The organism is Psychrobacter sp. C 20.9, assembly GCF_001921765.1.
GTDB lineage: Bacteria > Pseudomonadota > Gammaproteobacteria > Pseudomonadales > Moraxellaceae > Psychrobacter > Psychrobacter piscatorii_B.
In genome coordinates this window covers 109,994-126,333 of sequence record NZ_MRYC01000003.1, presented here as the reverse complement: position 1 = coordinate 126,333, position 16,340 = coordinate 109,994, and the positions used below count along the sequence as shown (strand labels likewise).

Below are 16,340 nucleotides of genomic sequence, written 5' to 3'. Positions count from 1 at the left end.
AATACATGATGAGATTATTAATCCAGCTGCATACACCCACCGAAGCAGCAAGCTATGAAGGCTGCGCTCTGGCACTGACATTAGCGACATTCGGTCATGAAGTGCAGCTGTACTTGGATGCACCTGTTTTTGGCTTATTGATGCAGCCTGAATCACGTTTGCACGGTATGATTCAGTCGCTTGATCTTTACGACATGCCAGCGGCTTGGCTACCTGATGATGTCTTTAGTGGTTGGGTGATTGGGATGATGCCAGTAGATCTGACTTCACAGCTCATGCTGGTGCCAGAAATGATCCGCTCGCAAGATTTTGAGCAGATTTTAACTTTTTAATTGGCAATATAATCAGACTTATAAAATAATAAAGTACACACTTGGACACTGTTATGGCAACTTTATATCAATTACACAGCACGATGAATACCCTCAGGCGCAGTGCTGAAGAGATGTCTCGCACTTGGCGCACTGGCGACAGTATTATCTTACTTGGTACCACAGCCGCTTTTATCGACTGGCTCAATGCTTATTTGAATGATAGTGAAATAGATAGTATTGCAGGTATTTATGCATTAGCGGATGATATATCGCAGCTGACGGCGAATACAACTGGCAAGCTAAATTTAGAGAGCAAATTGACTGATATTTTAACGGATGAAGAATGGATTAGCCTATCTCAGGATAGCCAGTTTGATAAAGTGGTGACGATTGCCTTATGACGACTCATACCTCTGCGACAACTCATACTGCCACAGCATCGACCGATATTGCATTAGATCAAGATGGGCATTTGTGTGACCATACGATTTGGACACCTGATATCGCACAACAACTGGCAGACACGCTAGATGTCAGCCTAACGAGTGAGCATTTGCAGATTTTGCAGCAAGTGCGCGCGTTTTTTGTCAAATTTAATCATGCGCCAGCGACTCGCCCATTGATTAAATGGCTACAGCAAACTTTGCCTGAGCACGATATTAGCAATCAAAAACTACAGCAGCTATTTAATACAGGATTGGTTGCGCGCCATGTCAACCGTCTAGCTGGACTACCCAAGCCGCCCAATTGCCTATAAAAGTGTCTTTTTTAACTGTAGCTGCTTACCAAGTGAGCACTGATGAATGAGTCATATCATCGACTCATTTGGTACATCGCTATTTCGGATCGTAGACTGTCAGCGTTTCATAACCGACACTTCGTCCTTCATCACCCAAGAATCCTTGCTGTCGCCATATTTCATACAAACATATGGCGACACTATTGGATAAATTCAGACTGCGCGAATCAGCCAACATTGGTAATCTTAGCCAATTATCAGCACCGATATCTTCTCGTATATCATCTGCCAGACCTGCTGTCTCAGAACCGAATACCAGCGCGATATTGGGCATGTCATTGTCAGATTTTTCACTGTCTGCTTGCCCGCCAAAATCATACTCATAGAACGGTTTACTGAGTTTGGTGGTCAATGCGGTGACAATGTGGCAGTCCGCTGATTGCAAGGCTTGCCTCGCTGCAGCCCAATCTTCATGAACCTGCAAATGCGCGTATTCATGATAATCCAAACCGGCGCGGCGTAGTTTTTTGTCATCAAGCTCAAACCCTAACGGTCTGACTAAATGCAGCTGCGCGCCGCTGTTGGCACACAGTCGAATGATATTGCCAGTATTACTCGGCATTTTTGGGGCGACCAACACGATATGAACGGTCATGTTTGTTTACTCCACAACTAGTCGATGCTCTATTATTTAAATTTATGAGCGATAGGTAATTAAAAGTTACAGTTTACTGCCAATAATTACATTTTGATACTGTGCAGCGTTTTTAACTTTCATTATGATGTCTGTAATGGATAGCGCGATAGCATTTATGTATGACTGTCTCATCCAATACCCCTTCAGTGAAGCTTGAGCAAGATACTTAGCGTCACTGTTGTTATTTATAACCATTCATTTATCTTTGAGGATACTATTATGAAAAAAGTAATCATCGCATCTTTATCTGCTATGTTTGTTCTAACTGGTTGCAACACGTTTAAAGGCCTTGGCCAAGACGTATCAAGCGCCGGAAATGCTGTAACTGGCGGCGCACAAGACGTACAAGATAAAATCTAAGGTCTGCTTTTTTTAGATTTTTTGAGGGACTTACTATTTTGTAAGTCCTTTTTTTTGGTCACAAATTCTTTATCCTAAGTAGTTACTGCACATACACTTTATCAGATGCTATAAAAAAGCACGCAGTATTTGATTGAGATAACGCTGACCTAACAATGTTGGTTGTAACTGATTTTTACTATCTATCAGTAGCCCTTGCTTAATCAACTTGTCTACTTGTGTGGTAACGCTTTCAAGCTTAAGCCCTGTTCTCTGCTCAAACAACGCCCAAGCGACACCGCCATGTAAGCGCAGTACATTTAACATAAACTCGCTAACCAGCTCATCTGTATCGATTGCTTGCCAACCAACCATTTTTGGTACGTTTTGAGTGCTCTTAGATGTTTCCGTCTCTATATCTCCTACATAATCTTTTGGCAAACGTGATTTGCTAAAACGATAGATGCCAGATTCTGCTAACAAATCGTTTTCTGATTTATCACTTTCCTTTGACGGCGCGCTACCCCTGTCTGCGTGACAATCAATCGTCACTTTACCATGTGCACCAGCACCTATTGCTAGATAGTCGCCAAACTGCCAATAGTTGATATTGTGACGGCAAGGCTTATCTGACTCGCCCGCCCACGCAGACACCTCATAATTGCTGTACCCCAGTTGCTGCAATAACGCTTGCCCCGCTTGTTCGATATCTGCCAAGTTGTCTTCATCGGGTAAAATAGGCTGGCTACGATAAAACACCGTGTTGGGCTCAATCGTCAATTGATACCAAGAGATATGCGTTGCGCCAGCATCGTGCGCCATTTGAATATCATTTAATGCTTCGTTCATGGTTTGCTGCGGCAGACCATGCATAAGATCGACATTGACTCGCGCAAACCCAGCAGCCTTAGCAGCGCGTATCGCTGATAACGCTTGTACAGGATCATGGATACGTCCAAGCACTTTGAGCTTATCAGCGTCAAAACTCTGCACACCGATAGACAATCGATTGATACCAACCTCTAGATACTGAGCAAATGGCGCATGCTCGAGTGTCCCTGGATTGGCCTCCATCGTAATCTCAATATCCTCTGCAAATTCAAAACATGACCGCAAACCAGAGAACAGTCGCTGATACTGAGCAATTGGCAATAGTGATGGTGTGCCGCCGCCGATAAATATTGAGATGATTTTACGGCCTTGCGCCAATGGCCGCTGCATCGCTGCATCTAATAACAATGCATCGACATAGTCATCATACATAGACAACTGACTGTCTATAGGCAGCTCATGCGAATTAAAATCGCAGTAAGGACATTTTTTCACACACCACGGGATATGGATATAGAGCGACAGTGGAATGCTCGTCACCTCTACAACGCTAGTCTCTGTCATCTTTTCTGTGAGTTGTAACGTATCAAGGTTATTTGGCGAGCTATCAGCATTCATTTTGGACATAAATAAACTTATTGTGTAATGGGCAATAATGATCAGTATCAAAAGTATCGCTAGGATAACGGCTAGATGATATAAAGAAAAGCCTAACTAACGTAAAACTATTAACAAAGCCACGCATAAAGCCACGCACAAATTCCCTATTCACCATGGTAACTTGCAGGCAGTATATAAAGAGATATTACCAGTACAGCATCCAAAGCGCAGCTCTGTATTCAGAATATAACCATTACATTTGCGGCGCGCTTGAAAGCTGGTTAATAAAAAACCACCCTGATAATATTAAATTTAAACATGAAGCAAAGGATAAGACATATGGCTTATTGGCTAATGAAATCAAACCCAAAGTTTTTTGGTATTCACGATTTACAACGGCTCGGTACAGATAGCTGGGATGGTGTCCGCAACTACCGCGCTCGCAACTTTATGCGTGATGATATGAAAGTCGGTGATAAAGTGTTCTTTTATCATTCTAGCGCAAGACCCTCTGGTGTGGCTGGCATTATGACAGTCAGTCAAGCGGGCTACCCTGACCCCACTCAATTCCACCCCGAGCATCGTCACTATGATCCTATTGCAACCGAAGAAGAACCACGCTGGTATATGGTGGATCTCACTTTTGAGCAAGCTTTTACAGAGGTGTTGCCGTTATCAGAGCTGAAATTTTTGCCTGCGCTTGAGGACTCATTACTGCTGAGAAAGGGCTGCGAGCAATTAACGGTCATTCCATTAGAGCCCAAACACTGGCGCGCGATTATGGACATGGCCGAGACACTCGAACTACTGCCAGAACACACCGATTAGCTCGACCCTCTATCTACTGATTATCAATACCAAGGTAAAACAAGCCTAAGATGAATATTCATATAGCGCTTCTAAATCGTTGACATCATAGTCTGGCTTCTTTACCATCTTATGTGTATATGACCTGTCAATCTACTGCTTGGATTGACGGGTTATTTTTATTTTAGTGCCTTCACTTTTATTTTCTGACTCCGTCTGTATAAGCTTGCTCATATTATTTATCGGAGTATCATCGTCGGCACGACTCTCCTCTTACCACATCGCTCTGAGAGCGATGACCGTATTTGCTTATTAATATGATTAATAACAATTATCGCAAAGAATAAAAAGTTGCTTACCATGGTTTTTCCATTATCTTTCAGAGACTTTAAAAGCTACAGTTTACGCTTAGGGGTACTCGCCCTACCTATCTTGATTACTCAGTTTTGCCAAGCAGCGCTTGGGGTTGTGGACGCCATCATGGCAGGTCAAGTATCTGCGCTTGATTTGGCGGCCGTGGCAGTTGGATCTGGCATTTGGCTACCGCTGTTTTTGTTAGCAACAGGTGTGTTGATTGCCACTACCCCTCTCATTGGTGAGGCTGTCGGTCAAGACCAGCATCATCAGGTTCCTCATATTACTCAGCAGTCCTTGTGGACAGCAGGCGCTCTTGGCCTTATTGGTTTTATTGTTGTCAATTTGGCACCCAATGTCCTTGGCATCATGGGTGTGCCTGAGAATATTCAGCCTATAGCAACACAATATTTGCATGGTGTGTCTTTTGGTTTCCCTGCATTAGCTGTCTATGCTGTGTTACGCAGTTATTGCGAAGCGCTTGGTCGACCTGAGCCAGTGACGGTTATTAGCATTGTCGGTCTACTCGCAGATATTCCTCTGAACTATATTTTTATTCATGGTCTATTTGGCATGCCCGAGATGGGCGGCGCAGGCTGCGGTGTGGCAACAGCACTAGTATTGTGGATAAATGTGTTGTTACTGGCGGCTTATACCAGCGTCACCAAGCGGCGGGAATTTGCCAGCACTCGCTTTTTTTATGGATTTGCGAGTCCAAATCGCACACAGATCAAAAAACTTCTAAAATTGGGGATTCCTATTGGTGTCTCTATCTTTTTTGAGGCCAGTTTATTTAGTTTGGGCGCTCTTGTTATCAGCCCGCTCGGAGAGCTTGCAACAGCCTCACACCAAGTAGCGTTATCAGTGACGTCACAGCTGTTTATGATACCGATATCTGTTGCGATGGCACTCACCATTATGGTCTCAAATCGTTATGGGCAAAAAAACCTCTTAGCCTTACGTCAAGTACAAGCAACTGGACTTGTCTGGACAGTATTGATTGCGCTCACTTGTATGCTTGGTATATGGCTATTTAGACCAGAGTTGGCAGCAGCATTTACCGATAATCCAGCGGTTAGAGCGGAGTCTATGCATTTGCTTATCTTTGCCCTTGCCTATCAGTTATTTGATGGCTGGCAGGTCAATGTCGCTGGTATATTACGCGGCATGCAAGACACCACCATACCGATGTGGGTCACGCTTTTTTGCTATTGGTTAGTAGCCCTACCACTGGGTATCTATTTAGTGCGTTTCACTGATGTTGGCGCTCAAGGCTTTTGGATGGCATTAATCACTGGCCTATTCTTATCTTCTATTCTATTGACCCTTCGTTTGCGCTATCAGCAAAGACGTTTAACAGCGCTATGGGGTTGAAACTGATTGATTAAAACGTCACACCTCATAACCATTGCTAGCGATATATGGTCACATGGACTATGATAAATCGTAGACGTTTTCTTGCTAAAAAGATGGCTTACGTCAAAATATGTAAAAAATCTCAGTTAACAACTGTACATTGATTGCTCATTGCCATGAATCTAGGTATCATTAGCAACTAATTAGACAATATTTAGTTACACTATTTTTCGAATTTAGTACAAGGTCAGATAAAAACTATGGATATTGAAAAAATACGCACCCTCATCGCCCTTATGGAAGAAAGTGAACTGGTTAATTTAGAAATCAGTTCAGACGATGAGCATATTAGCTTGACTCGTCACTATGATGCGCCTGCACCAGCCATGATGGCAGCGCCAACTGCTAGCGCAGCGCCTATTGCTGCTGAAGGAAAACCTGCGGAAAAAGCGGGTAGCGTCGAAAACTCGCCAATGGTTGGTGTTTTCTATTCAGCGCCAAGTCCTAACGACCCACCATTTGTAAAAGTTGGTCAAAAAGTTCAAGCGGGTGATACCCTAGGTATTATCGAAGCGATGAAAATAATGAACCCTCTTGAAGCGACTCAAAGTGGTATTGTTGACGAAATCTTGGTAGATAACTCTGAAGTCGTACAGTTCGGCCAACCTGTCATACGCTATAAAGCGTAACGATATTTGCCATACTTAATTTCATTATGGCTGGTTTTTGATATACATATCGCATCAAAGTCAAATAACAGGATGCTAGATATCAAAACTTGGTCAATAACTGATGCATCGACAAGGATGAACCCATGATAAAAAAATTGCTCATTGCCAATAGAGGTGAGATTGCCCTGCGTATCGTTCGAGCTTGCAAAGCGCTAGGTATCGAAACGGTAGGCGTCTACTCTACTGCTGATGCCAACTTGATGCACCTGCGCTTTGTTGATGAGGCAATTTGTATTGGTAAGCCTAATGCCAATCAAAGTTATCTTGATATTAATACTATCTTAACTGCCGCTGAAATCACTGGCGCGGATGCTATTCATCCGGGTTATGGTTTTTTGTCTGAAAATGCTGAGTTTGCTGAGCGCGTAGAAGAAGCAGGATTGACTTTCGTTGGCCCTAATGCAGATCACATTCGCTTGATGGGTAATAAAGTCTCTGCGATCAACGCCATGAAAAAAGCGGGCGTACCAACCGTGCCTGGCTCTGTGGGTGCCGTTACGCTACACAATGCTGAAGAACAAGCGCGCAATATCGGTTTTCCGCTATTGATTAAAGCGGCTTCTGGCGGCGGTGGACGCGGTATGCGCGTCGTTGAGCGCTTTGACGAGCTGGTCGGTCAAGTCCAAGCGGCGAAGCAAGAAGCTGAGCTTTGGTTCGGTGATGATACTGTCTATATGGAGCGCTATCTTCAAAACCCGCGCCACGTAGAAGTACAGGTACTGGGTGATGGTAATGGTAATGCCATCCACCTATATGACCGTGATTGCTCATTGCAGCGTCGTCATCAAAAGGTACTAGAAGAAGCGCCTGCGCCAGATATCCCAGATGATGTCCGCGAACCTATCTTAAAAGCCTGTGTGAAAGCCTGTGAGCTTGTGAAATACCGCGGCGCTGGTACGTTTGAGTTTTTGTTTGAAAATAATGAATTTTTCTTTATTGAGATGAATACGCGCGTACAGGTCGAACATCCAGTAACCGAGATGATTACTGGTATAGATGTCGTGGTTGAGCAACTAAAAATTGCAGCCGGCTATGGTTTATCTTATCGTCAAAGTGAGATTGAAATCCAAGGCCACGCGATTGAGTGCCGTATCAATGCTGAAGATCCAGCAACTTTTGTTCCTTGCCCTGGTACTGTCAATCAACTATTTGCGCCAAGTGGCGCAGGTGTTCGATTCGATTCGCATCTATACCCTGGCTACGAGATACCGACTTACTATGATTCACTCATTGGTAAGCTTATCTGCCATGGTCAGACTCGCCAGCAAGCCGTTGCTAAGACCATACACGCACTTGATGAGTTGATCATTGAAGGTATCAAAACCAATATACCGCTACATCGTGATGTGATTTTGGCAGATGAGAATTTTGCCAAAGAAGCACAAAATATTCACTATCTTGAGCGAGAAATGTTGACTGCCAATAAAGCTAAGAAAGAGGCGTAGAACAAAACGATTATAAATCGTAAAAAGTTTATCAACTCTTATTTGAATAGCATTACCAAAAGCTAAGCATAAAAAAGCCGCTATCGATATAGCGGCTTTTTTATGCTTAGTAGATGTCGAATAACTCGTGCAATATGATACAAGCCACTTATTATGGCAATACTCTATTAAAAGTCATAAAGCACTCTGTACCATCAGGATCAGCACACCACTGCATCTGATTGCCATCATGGTATAAAAACGCAATCAACGCTTCGTCACTTTGATCCACTTGGTTGCCTGAGCAATCTACTTCGTTATTATCATAGATCGTCTTGATAGCGATGACGGGCAGGCCTTCTTCACGATGTGTGACTAGATAGCGACCGTATGTCCACTCTTTACCACTGACCGCCCACATCTCATTGTCCGCACCAAAATTATATAGCTCACGGCACTGATTCGACTTGTTGACTGACGCCATTAAGTTTTTACTGGTAGTCGGCTTAATGTTTAGTATGCGCGCTTCACTTTGAGTGATTATGCCACCGTCCATATCAGCTACCATCTTAGGCTCTGAACTGTTTTTTTGCAGACTATTCGATGATGCCGCTTGCTGAGCTTTCGCGTCTTTGGTCATGGTGATAGAACTGTTTAAATCTATCTCCCACTGTCCTGCAATGTCTGGACTAATATGCGTAGTGATTGTCGGCTCAGTAACTGTCTCACCATTCACTGGCAATGAAGCCAGAATAGATGCCAATGTAAATGAAGCAAATGATATAGGTTCCATGATTAACCTTTTATTTATAATATTTTATATACATTAGCGTAAGTCGTAGACACCAAAAACACAAGTAACATTATGCTATTGGGCAAAATACCTTAATCCAAACGATAAGCAAAACCTTAGTCAGTAGTGACGTTGAAGTAAGATAATGCCCGATAATCTAGTCGCTTTCTACTCATAAAAAAATGACACCGTAGCTTTGCTTGTTGAGTACAAGGAGCTACGGTGTTATATATTTATGAAATCAAGACCAGTAAAGTATTACGATATAGTTATCTAATACTAAGCAGCTTCTACATTCAATGCTTGAGCAAAAGCTGATAACGCCCCTTTTAGCATCGCTGATACTGTACTGCTACACGTACCGATGCCAGAGTACACTTCACCATCTACATTCAGCTGAATATAAGCGGCGGCATTTGCATTCGTTTTATTATCACTATTGGTATCATCATCGATACCGTTACCACTATTATGATGCGGGTTAATGGCATGCTCTGCATAGTTAATAATATGCAATGATTTACCCGTATGCTGTGCAAGACCGTCGATAAACGATGATAATGGACCATTACCCGTACCATCGATATCAATGGTGTCGTTATTCATCTGGACTTGGCCGCTGAAATACACCTCACCGCCTTTGTTACTGACACTATAATCTAGTAACTCAAACTTACCTTGCTGCAAGTAGGTATTTTCAAAGGTTTGTAAAATTTCATCATTTTGTAATTCACGGGCAACCGCTTCCGCTTGCTTTTGTACCACACGGCTAAAGTCAATCTGCATCCAACGTGGTAGGTTAAAGCCATAATTACGCTGTAAGATATACGCAACACCACCTTTGCCCGACTGGCTATTGATACGTACCACATCTTGATAGCTACGACCAATGTGCGCAGGATCGATTGGCAAATAAGCCACATCCCAAACGTTGTCAGTCTCAGTTTGGTTGTTTTCGTTGTAATCGAGTGATTTTTTGATGGCATCTTGATGTGAGCCGCTAAAGGCGGTAAAGACCAATTCACCCACATAAGGATGGCGCGGGTGTAGCGGTAAGTTATTGCACTCGCTCACAACCTGTACGATTTCACTCATGTTGCTAAAATCAAGCTCGGGATCGATACCTTGGCTAAACAAGTTCATGGCCATGACCATAATGTCCATGTTACCTGTACGCTCGCCATTACCAAGCAACGTGCCCTCGATACGATCTGCACCTGCCAAAACACCCAATTCGGCGGCGGCTACAGCACAGCCACGATCATTATGAGTATGAAGACTAATAATGACATGCTCACGCTGAGGAAGATTGCGGCAGAAATACTCTACTTGATCCGCAAAGACATTCGGCATAGAGGCTTCAACAGTCGCTGGCAAGTTAAAAATCACCTCTTGGCCTTGTTGTGGTTGCCACACATCACAAACCGCATCACAAACCTCTACTGCGTACTCAGTCTCTGTTTGACTAAAGCTCTCTGGCGAGTACTGAAACACCCACTCAGTCTCAGGGTATTTGGCCGCATACTCTTTCAATAGTTTGGCGCCAGTGATAGCAATTTCTTTAATTTCGTCTTTGTTTTTGGCATAGACTTTTTCACGTTGCACACGGCTGGTTGAGTTGTAGACATGGACGACGGCGCGTTTGACGCCTTTTAGCGATTCAAAAGTACGGGCGATCAAATGCTCACGCGCCTGTACCAATACTTGTAGCGTCACATCATCCGGTACGTGGTTTTCTTCGATAAGTTTACGGGTAAAGTCAAATTCAACCTGCGCCGCTGACGGGAAACCAATCTCAATCTCTTTAAAACCCACCTCTACTAAGGTCTTAAAAAAGCGCATTTTTTGTTCAATCGTCATTGGATCAATCAGTGCCTGATTACCATCACGCAGATCTACACTTGCCCATACTGGCGACTTCTCAATTGTTTTGCTCGGCCACGTACGATCTGGCAGCGATGGCGCAAAGGCAAATGGACGGTATTTACGAAAGTCAAAAGCGGCATTTTTTGGTGTGATCTTTGCAGTCTTTGCGACTGCCGTAGGCGTGGTTTGGTCAGACATAATCAATCCTTAGATGATATGGTTATTTGTATGTTTAGCTAGATGATTAGCTGTTGTTTAGAATTGTATTTATCATACGAGGTAACGAGTAGTTACACCGTAATAATAGCAAAGTTTAGCAAATAGAAACCTCCTATTTTTTACTTTATTTTCTATGATTTTAGTGAAAAAACCCAATTTAGTAGTTACAATCAACTAAATTCACTATTGAGGCGCTAAAAATGCCAGAAAGTCATTTTGGAAGTACGGGCACAATAGATATAGATGACATCGATAAGCAATTATTGCGCTTGTTACAGACGCAGGCACGTATGAGTATCACGGAGCTTGCTGAGCGTGTCAATCTCTCTGCCACCCCTTGTGCCCGCCGTATTAAACGCTTAGAAGACGCTAATATCATTACAGGCTACCATACCAAAACCGATGCGCAAAAACTGGGCTATCCGCTCGCCGTGTTTATCGCCGTCAGTATGGATCGTCATACGGCTGAGCGTTTTGAGCAATTTGAGCGTAGCGTTCAGAGTTTTGAGGAAGTCGTGAGCTGTAGTATTGTCACAGGACGTACAGAAGACTATCTTATTAAGGTGAGAGTACGCGATATGGCACATTATGAGGAGTTTTTATTGCATCGCCTCAATCGTATTGAGGGCGTTGCCCAAGTCCACACCAGTTTTGAGCTGCGGGAGGTATTCAGCCGTAGCGTCGTATAGAGCGCTCATGGCGTTAAAAATGCTAAGCGAGCGTTGGTGACTGTCTACGAAACATTATTATCAAAATCAGTCCAATCATCAATCCAATAGCAGCGACCAGTAACCCTGCATTGAAATTGCCATCCTCTCCTGCCAATACTACCGTCACCAAAGGTCCCAAGAACTGCCCTAATGCGTAGGCGAGCGTCGCCAATGCAATCAGTAAATTAGAATAAGCAGGATTGATGTTTTTAAACAACGTGAGGGTCATCGCCACCATACCGACAAAGGTCAACCCTAGAATAATAGCATTGCCGTATAATCCAAGCGCACCATCAAACCATATAGGCAAACACATGCCAAACGCTTGTAATACCGTGAGACCCATTAGGGTTTTTACCTCACCGATACGTTTGGCAAGCGCACCCCATAACGGATTTGATAGCATCGCAAAAATACCGACGACCAACCAAATCATCAATCCAGCATAGGTCTGTGTCGTTAAGCGCTGCGCTGCCATAACAGGCAGGAAAGTTGCTGAGCTGATATAACCAAATCCTGCCAATATATAACTGACAAAAAGCAAAGCAAGCGCTTTATGGTGTCCAGAAATCGCTTCATATAAAGAGCGTTTGAACCTCAAATAGCTCTGATGCACTGAGACGTGCTGTTTCGAATCGTTCAACTGTGACTCCAAACTATCTACTGGTTTGGGTTTTATCGCGTAGAGGAGCCATATCAGCGGTAAACTGGTACAGCCTGCAACCAGCCAAATCACATCAAAATGATAGCCTAGTATCAAAAGCCACCATGTCACGACAGCAGAGGCACTAATACCAACACCAATACCTGCATAATGGATGGCCGAGAGTATAGAACGGCGCTCGGGGCTCAGGTTTTGAATCACAAACGATGAGCTCAATATCATCGCTACCCCGCTTGCAATGCCTGCGATTAGGCGAATGATATACCATAACGTGAGCGACATACTTGGTATAACGAGTAGCATTGTTGTGACAACACTGATTATTGCCCAAAGCGTCATCGCCTGCCATGTCGCACGCTGAGGCACAAACATAGCAATGAGGGCACCGATAAAATAACCGATATAGTTGATTGATGCTAGCCAGCCAGCAATCGTCGTTGATAGTGACAATTGCACCATAATATCAGGTAGAGTGGCGGTAAAGAGAAAGCGTCCATAGCCCATGACAACTGCCATACAGTACATACCGATACAGGCAATGGCCGCTTCATTGGTGATGGTAGGAGCGACACGGCTTTTAATAGCAGTCATCATGACAGCGCCATTTTTGTGGCAATTAGCACACAATCCTTTGTATTAGATAATTAAAAGCAATAGTAAAACTAGTAGGGGTAAAACAGTTATTAGAGCTATTCAAACGGCATAAAATAAAAACAAACCCTACAATACATCTAACGTGGTTGTCCCTATCGTATCCTGTCCTAGCATTTGTACACGCTGATCGCTAAACATATCCATATCAGGCGCTAGCGTACGCATAAACCGATCAAAATATAACATTTGCTTGGTCAATAAAGCAAAGTCGCGTGGAAAATGGATACCATGACGTTTGCCAACTTCGACAATCTCAAGCATCATTTTGTTGAGCTCGTCAGCTTGCTCTTTACTGTTAAAAGGCACACCGCTGGTAAAGGTCTTATCCTCTGCCATGATCGTTATCATCATGCGCTCTAGATCATTACCTAAGGCAACCACATCAACTTTATTGCCACCATGCGTCATTTCCATGTCAATCATATGACGTGCCATGGCTTGATAGTCACTGTCTTGCATCGCTTGCATCATACCCATGCACGCACGCCAGCTCTCGGCTTTGAGTTTACCGACAATACCAAAGTCTAAGAAACCAATACGTCCATCGGTTAATAGCATCAAGTTACCCGCATGCAGGTCAGCATGGAAGCTATTGCACAGCATGAGACTGGCAAACCAGGTGTTTAATGTATCTGCCATGATTTGCGCAGGATCGCTGCAATACTGACGCATGAGCGACTCATCAACCATAGAAACCCCATATAGGCGGCTCATCGTCAATACACGCTTGGTGGTCAGATCGTCATACACTATTGGTGCCACTACCCGAGTATTACCTGAGACGGTTAAGAACTGCTGAAAATCGCGGATGTTTTGTGCTTCAGCGATAAAATCCGTCTCAGCAAGCATACGCAGGCGAATCTCATCGATAATTGGCGCGATACTTGCGAATCTCATCGATGGCATCACTATTTCAAGCAGCTTGGTCACGCCATGCAATACGCCCAAATCGGTCTGCATAATCGTCTCGACGCCAGGCTTTTGTACCTTTAGCACCACTTCATCACCATTATGCAGACGGGCAGCATGCACTTGAGCGATAGAGGCTGATGCTAGCGGCTCTGAGTCAATATGCGCAAACTTATCATCAAGACTCATACCCTCAGTCGCCAGCTCTTCTTTTAGCACCTGCTCGATATAAGCATAAGACAATGGCGTGGTTTGATCCAAGCAGCTCTGGAAAGCGGTAACATAGTCACGTGGAAACAGCGAGGGTGTACTGGCGATAAACTGACCGATTTTGATATAAGTCGTGCCTAACTGCTCAAAGGTTTCTTTGAGTAGCATTGCATCAGGTTTTTCCCCTTTTGCGACTCTTAGCGCAGACAGACCTGCGACACTCGCGGTTTGGCGAACACGGTTAACGACATTAAAGGTATGCTTTAACAAATGCGGACGATGAATTTTCATAAAAAACAACTATGGTAATAGAAAGGATTTGAAAATAGATAATTTCGAAAATAGACTAAAAATATATCAAAGGCATATTATTCAATCAGGGCTGCTACAGACTGGGCATTCTGGATCTTTTCTGTAACCCATCAGCCGCTGCTGCATCTGCCTACCATCCCATATAAGCAGTTTATTTGTCAGTGGATTTTTGGTTAATCCCAAATATTGCAAGGCGGTATTGGCTTGTAGGTTACCCATAACCACAGTGGTGCTCGCAAGCACACCTGAATTGGCACAGGTACGCTCATCAGCAACCTCATCATGCATAAGCGCGCCAAACACGCAATGATAGCAACCTGTGTCTAGATGTGGCTCAAACAGCGCCAGCTGCCCTTGCATCGCAATTGCTGAAGCAGATAATAATGGAATTTGATAGCGTACGCTAATGCGATTAATGACGTCACGAGTCGCAAAATTATCCGTACAGTCTAGTAATAAGTCTGGCTTACCAGAGGCCAGCTTGAGCAATTCATAAGCATTGTCTTCATCTAACCGCGCCACGGTGCCGTAAGCTTCTATCAAAGGGTTGATGCGTGCCAGCATAGCCGCTGCTGTCAGCGCTTTGGGCTTACCGATATCTTCTGGCAAAAACAGCGTTTGCCGTTGCAGATTGCTTGCCTCGATCGCATCATCATCGATCAGATGCACATAACCAACCCCTGCACGCACCAGTGTCTCAGACGCTGGACAACCAAGGCCGCCTGCGCCTATTATCACCACGCGTGCTGACTTTAATCGCAGCTGAGCATCCATATCCCAACCGTCGAGTAGTATTTGCCGTGCATAACGGAGCAGCTCATCATCAGATAGCTGTGCCAAATCGTCTGCCATATTTTTTGCAACCTATAATTAAAAATGTCTATCCATAAAGCCTATTTATGGATATTGCCCTACTGTGACACGATCATTACCACCGTAATCTTGTACCGTGTGTACTGACTCAAAACCATTCTCCAAAAATAACCGTCGAACCGCAACCCCTTGGTCATGGCCATGCTCGATAGCCAGCAGTCCTTTTTTGGACAAATAAGACGGTGCCTGCTGGACAATATGCTCGATATCAGCCAAACCATGATTGGGTGCACTCAGCGCGCTGATCGGTTCAGCGGTTAGACCCGCCAAATGCTCGTCTGCCTCATCAATATAAGGCGGATTTGAGACAATCACATCAAACCGACATTCGTCCTCAGTAGGTAACGCTTGATACCAACTGCTTTGGATAAATTCAATATTAGTGACACCATTAATATCCGCATTATGCCGAGCAATATCGAGCGCCTCAAGCGACAAATCAACGGCGACCACTTGCCAATTGTCTTTTTTTAATTCATGAGCCAAACTGGCAGCAATACAACCTGAGCCTGTACCCAAGTCAAGTAAGCGCTTATGAGGATTAGATACTGGCTGAGCATTGATCCATTTCAATACTTGCTCGACCAATACCTCGGTATCGGGTCTGGGGATCAAGGTGTGCTCATTGACCACAAAATTCAGCGACCAAAACTCCTGCTGTCCAGTCAGATAAGCAAGCGGTATTCCTTGCTGCATCTTTGCTACACCAGCATTGAACTGTGCAAGCTCACTCTCTGTCAGCTGATAATCTTCGTCAGTAATCAAAAATAGTGAAGGTTTATCAATAACATATAGCAGCCAATCCGTTGGCCAAAACGATGGTATTTGACGATTTGTCTCACCATTCGTCAGTTGGCCAATTTGCTGCTTTATTTGACGAATGGTCAATGCGGTCATAAGTCACTCTTAAAGATATCGTAAATAAAGATAAAAGTACT

At 43.9% G+C, this 16,340-nt stretch carries 17 protein-coding genes; 9 read left to right on the top strand and 8 right to left on the bottom strand.

The window, feature by feature from the left end; genetic code table 11:
- The first annotated feature begins 8 nt into the window (after positions 1-8).
- The 3 genes from BTW00_RS03030 to BTW00_RS03020 are packed head-to-tail and all read left to right on the top strand — an operon-like array spanning position 9 to position 1,071.
- Positions 9-332 (top strand): hypothetical protein, encoded by a 324-nt coding sequence (locus BTW00_RS03030; protein ID WP_075106164.1) that lies wholly within the window; start codon positions 9-11, stop codon positions 330-332.
- A 53-nt stretch (positions 333-385) separates the two neighbouring features.
- On the top strand, positions 386-715 hold the full coding sequence (locus BTW00_RS03025; protein ID WP_075106163.1) for a hypothetical protein: 330 nt from the start codon (positions 386-388) through the stop codon (positions 713-715).
- The gene (locus BTW00_RS03020) at positions 712-1,071 is read left to right on the top strand and encodes a TusE/DsrC/DsvC family sulfur relay protein (protein WP_075106162.1); all 360 of its coding nucleotides are present in this window, start codon (positions 712-714) and stop codon (positions 1,069-1,071) included. Before BTW00_RS03025 ends, BTW00_RS03020 begins: the two co-directional genes overlap by 4 nt.
- 79 nt (positions 1,072-1,150) lie before the next feature.
- Here BTW00_RS03020 and BTW00_RS03015 read toward each other — a convergent pair whose 3' ends face one another.
- Entirely contained in the window at positions 1,151-1,708 is a 558-nt protein-coding gene (locus BTW00_RS03015) for a tRNA (cytidine(34)-2'-O)-methyltransferase (RefSeq protein ID WP_075106161.1), read from the bottom strand.
- Positions 1,709-1,969: 261 nt separating this feature from the next.
- Between BTW00_RS03015 and BTW00_RS03010 the strand changes: the two genes are divergently transcribed.
- A complete protein-coding gene (locus tag BTW00_RS03010) occupies positions 1,970-2,110 on the top strand; it encodes an entericidin A/B family lipoprotein (RefSeq protein WP_075106160.1) in 141 nt (46 codons plus the stop codon).
- Between the two features lie 108 nt (positions 2,111-2,218).
- Here BTW00_RS03010 and hemW read toward each other — a convergent pair whose 3' ends face one another.
- Positions 2,219-3,484, bottom strand: a complete 1,266-nt coding sequence (hemW, locus tag BTW00_RS03005; protein WP_075106225.1) for a radical SAM family heme chaperone HemW — start codon at positions 3,482-3,484, stop codon at positions 2,219-2,221.
- Positions 3,485-3,859: 375 nt separating this feature from the next.
- On the opposite strand from hemW, the gene BTW00_RS03000 reads away from it, so the two are divergent.
- From BTW00_RS03000 to accC, 4 genes are all read left to right on the top strand, one after another.
- A complete protein-coding gene (locus BTW00_RS03000; protein WP_075106159.1) occupies positions 3,860-4,348 on the top strand; it encodes an EVE domain-containing protein in 489 nt (162 codons plus the stop codon).
- 339 nt (positions 4,349-4,687) lie between these two features.
- Positions 4,688-6,055, top strand: coding sequence for an MATE family efflux transporter (locus BTW00_RS02995; protein ID WP_075106158.1), 1,368 nt, complete (start codon positions 4,688-4,690; stop codon positions 6,053-6,055).
- Positions 6,056-6,297: 242 nt separating this feature from the next.
- Positions 6,298-6,726, top strand: a complete 429-nt coding sequence (accB, locus tag BTW00_RS02990; protein ID WP_075106157.1) for an acetyl-CoA carboxylase biotin carboxyl carrier protein — start codon at positions 6,298-6,300, stop codon at positions 6,724-6,726.
- A 125-nt stretch (positions 6,727-6,851) separates the two neighbouring features.
- Positions 6,852-8,213: an acetyl-CoA carboxylase biotin carboxylase subunit gene (gene accC, locus BTW00_RS02985; RefSeq protein WP_075106156.1), complete on the top strand. Its 1,362-nt coding sequence runs from the start codon at positions 6,852-6,854 to the stop codon at positions 8,211-8,213.
- A gap of 151 nt (positions 8,214-8,364) precedes the next feature.
- On the opposite strand, the gene BTW00_RS02980 is transcribed toward accC, so the two are convergent.
- Complete coding sequence (locus BTW00_RS02980; RefSeq protein ID WP_075106155.1) at positions 8,365-8,985, bottom strand: hypothetical protein; 621 nt, start codon at positions 8,983-8,985, stop codon at positions 8,365-8,367.
- A gap of 279 nt (positions 8,986-9,264) precedes the next feature.
- Positions 9,265-11,049 carry a 2-isopropylmalate synthase gene (gene leuA / locus BTW00_RS02975; protein WP_075106154.1) on the bottom strand — a complete coding sequence of 595 codons (1,785 nt, stop codon included), beginning with the start codon at positions 11,047-11,049 and terminating at the stop codon, positions 9,265-9,267.
- A gap of 221 nt (positions 11,050-11,270) precedes the next feature.
- Here leuA and BTW00_RS02970 point away from each other — a divergent pair, with 221 nt between their 5' ends.
- Positions 11,271-11,759, top strand: coding sequence for an Lrp/AsnC family transcriptional regulator (locus BTW00_RS02970; protein WP_058023877.1), 489 nt, complete (start codon positions 11,271-11,273; stop codon positions 11,757-11,759).
- 22 nt (positions 11,760-11,781) lie between these two features.
- Here the strand turns inward: BTW00_RS02970 and BTW00_RS02965 are convergent, their stop codons facing one another.
- The 4 genes from BTW00_RS02965 to prmC all read right to left on the bottom strand — a co-directional run bounded on the left by BTW00_RS02965 (position 11,782) and on the right by prmC (position 16,299).
- Positions 11,782-13,038, bottom strand: a complete 1,257-nt coding sequence (locus BTW00_RS02965) for a YbfB/YjiJ family MFS transporter (protein WP_075106153.1) — start codon at positions 13,036-13,038, stop codon at positions 11,782-11,784.
- A gap of 126 nt (positions 13,039-13,164) precedes the next feature.
- The gene (locus tag BTW00_RS02960; protein ID WP_075106152.1) at positions 13,165-14,508 is read right to left on the bottom strand and encodes an AarF/ABC1/UbiB kinase family protein; all 1,344 of its coding nucleotides are present in this window, start codon (positions 14,506-14,508) and stop codon (positions 13,165-13,167) included.
- A gap of 81 nt (positions 14,509-14,589) precedes the next feature.
- Positions 14,590-15,381, bottom strand: a complete 792-nt coding sequence (locus BTW00_RS02955) for a HesA/MoeB/ThiF family protein (protein WP_075106151.1) — start codon at positions 15,379-15,381, stop codon at positions 14,590-14,592.
- Between the two features lie 45 nt (positions 15,382-15,426).
- Entirely contained in the window at positions 15,427-16,299 is an 873-nt protein-coding gene (gene prmC / locus BTW00_RS02950) for a peptide chain release factor N(5)-glutamine methyltransferase (protein ID WP_075106150.1), read from the bottom strand.
- Positions 16,300-16,340 lie beyond the last annotated feature (41 nt).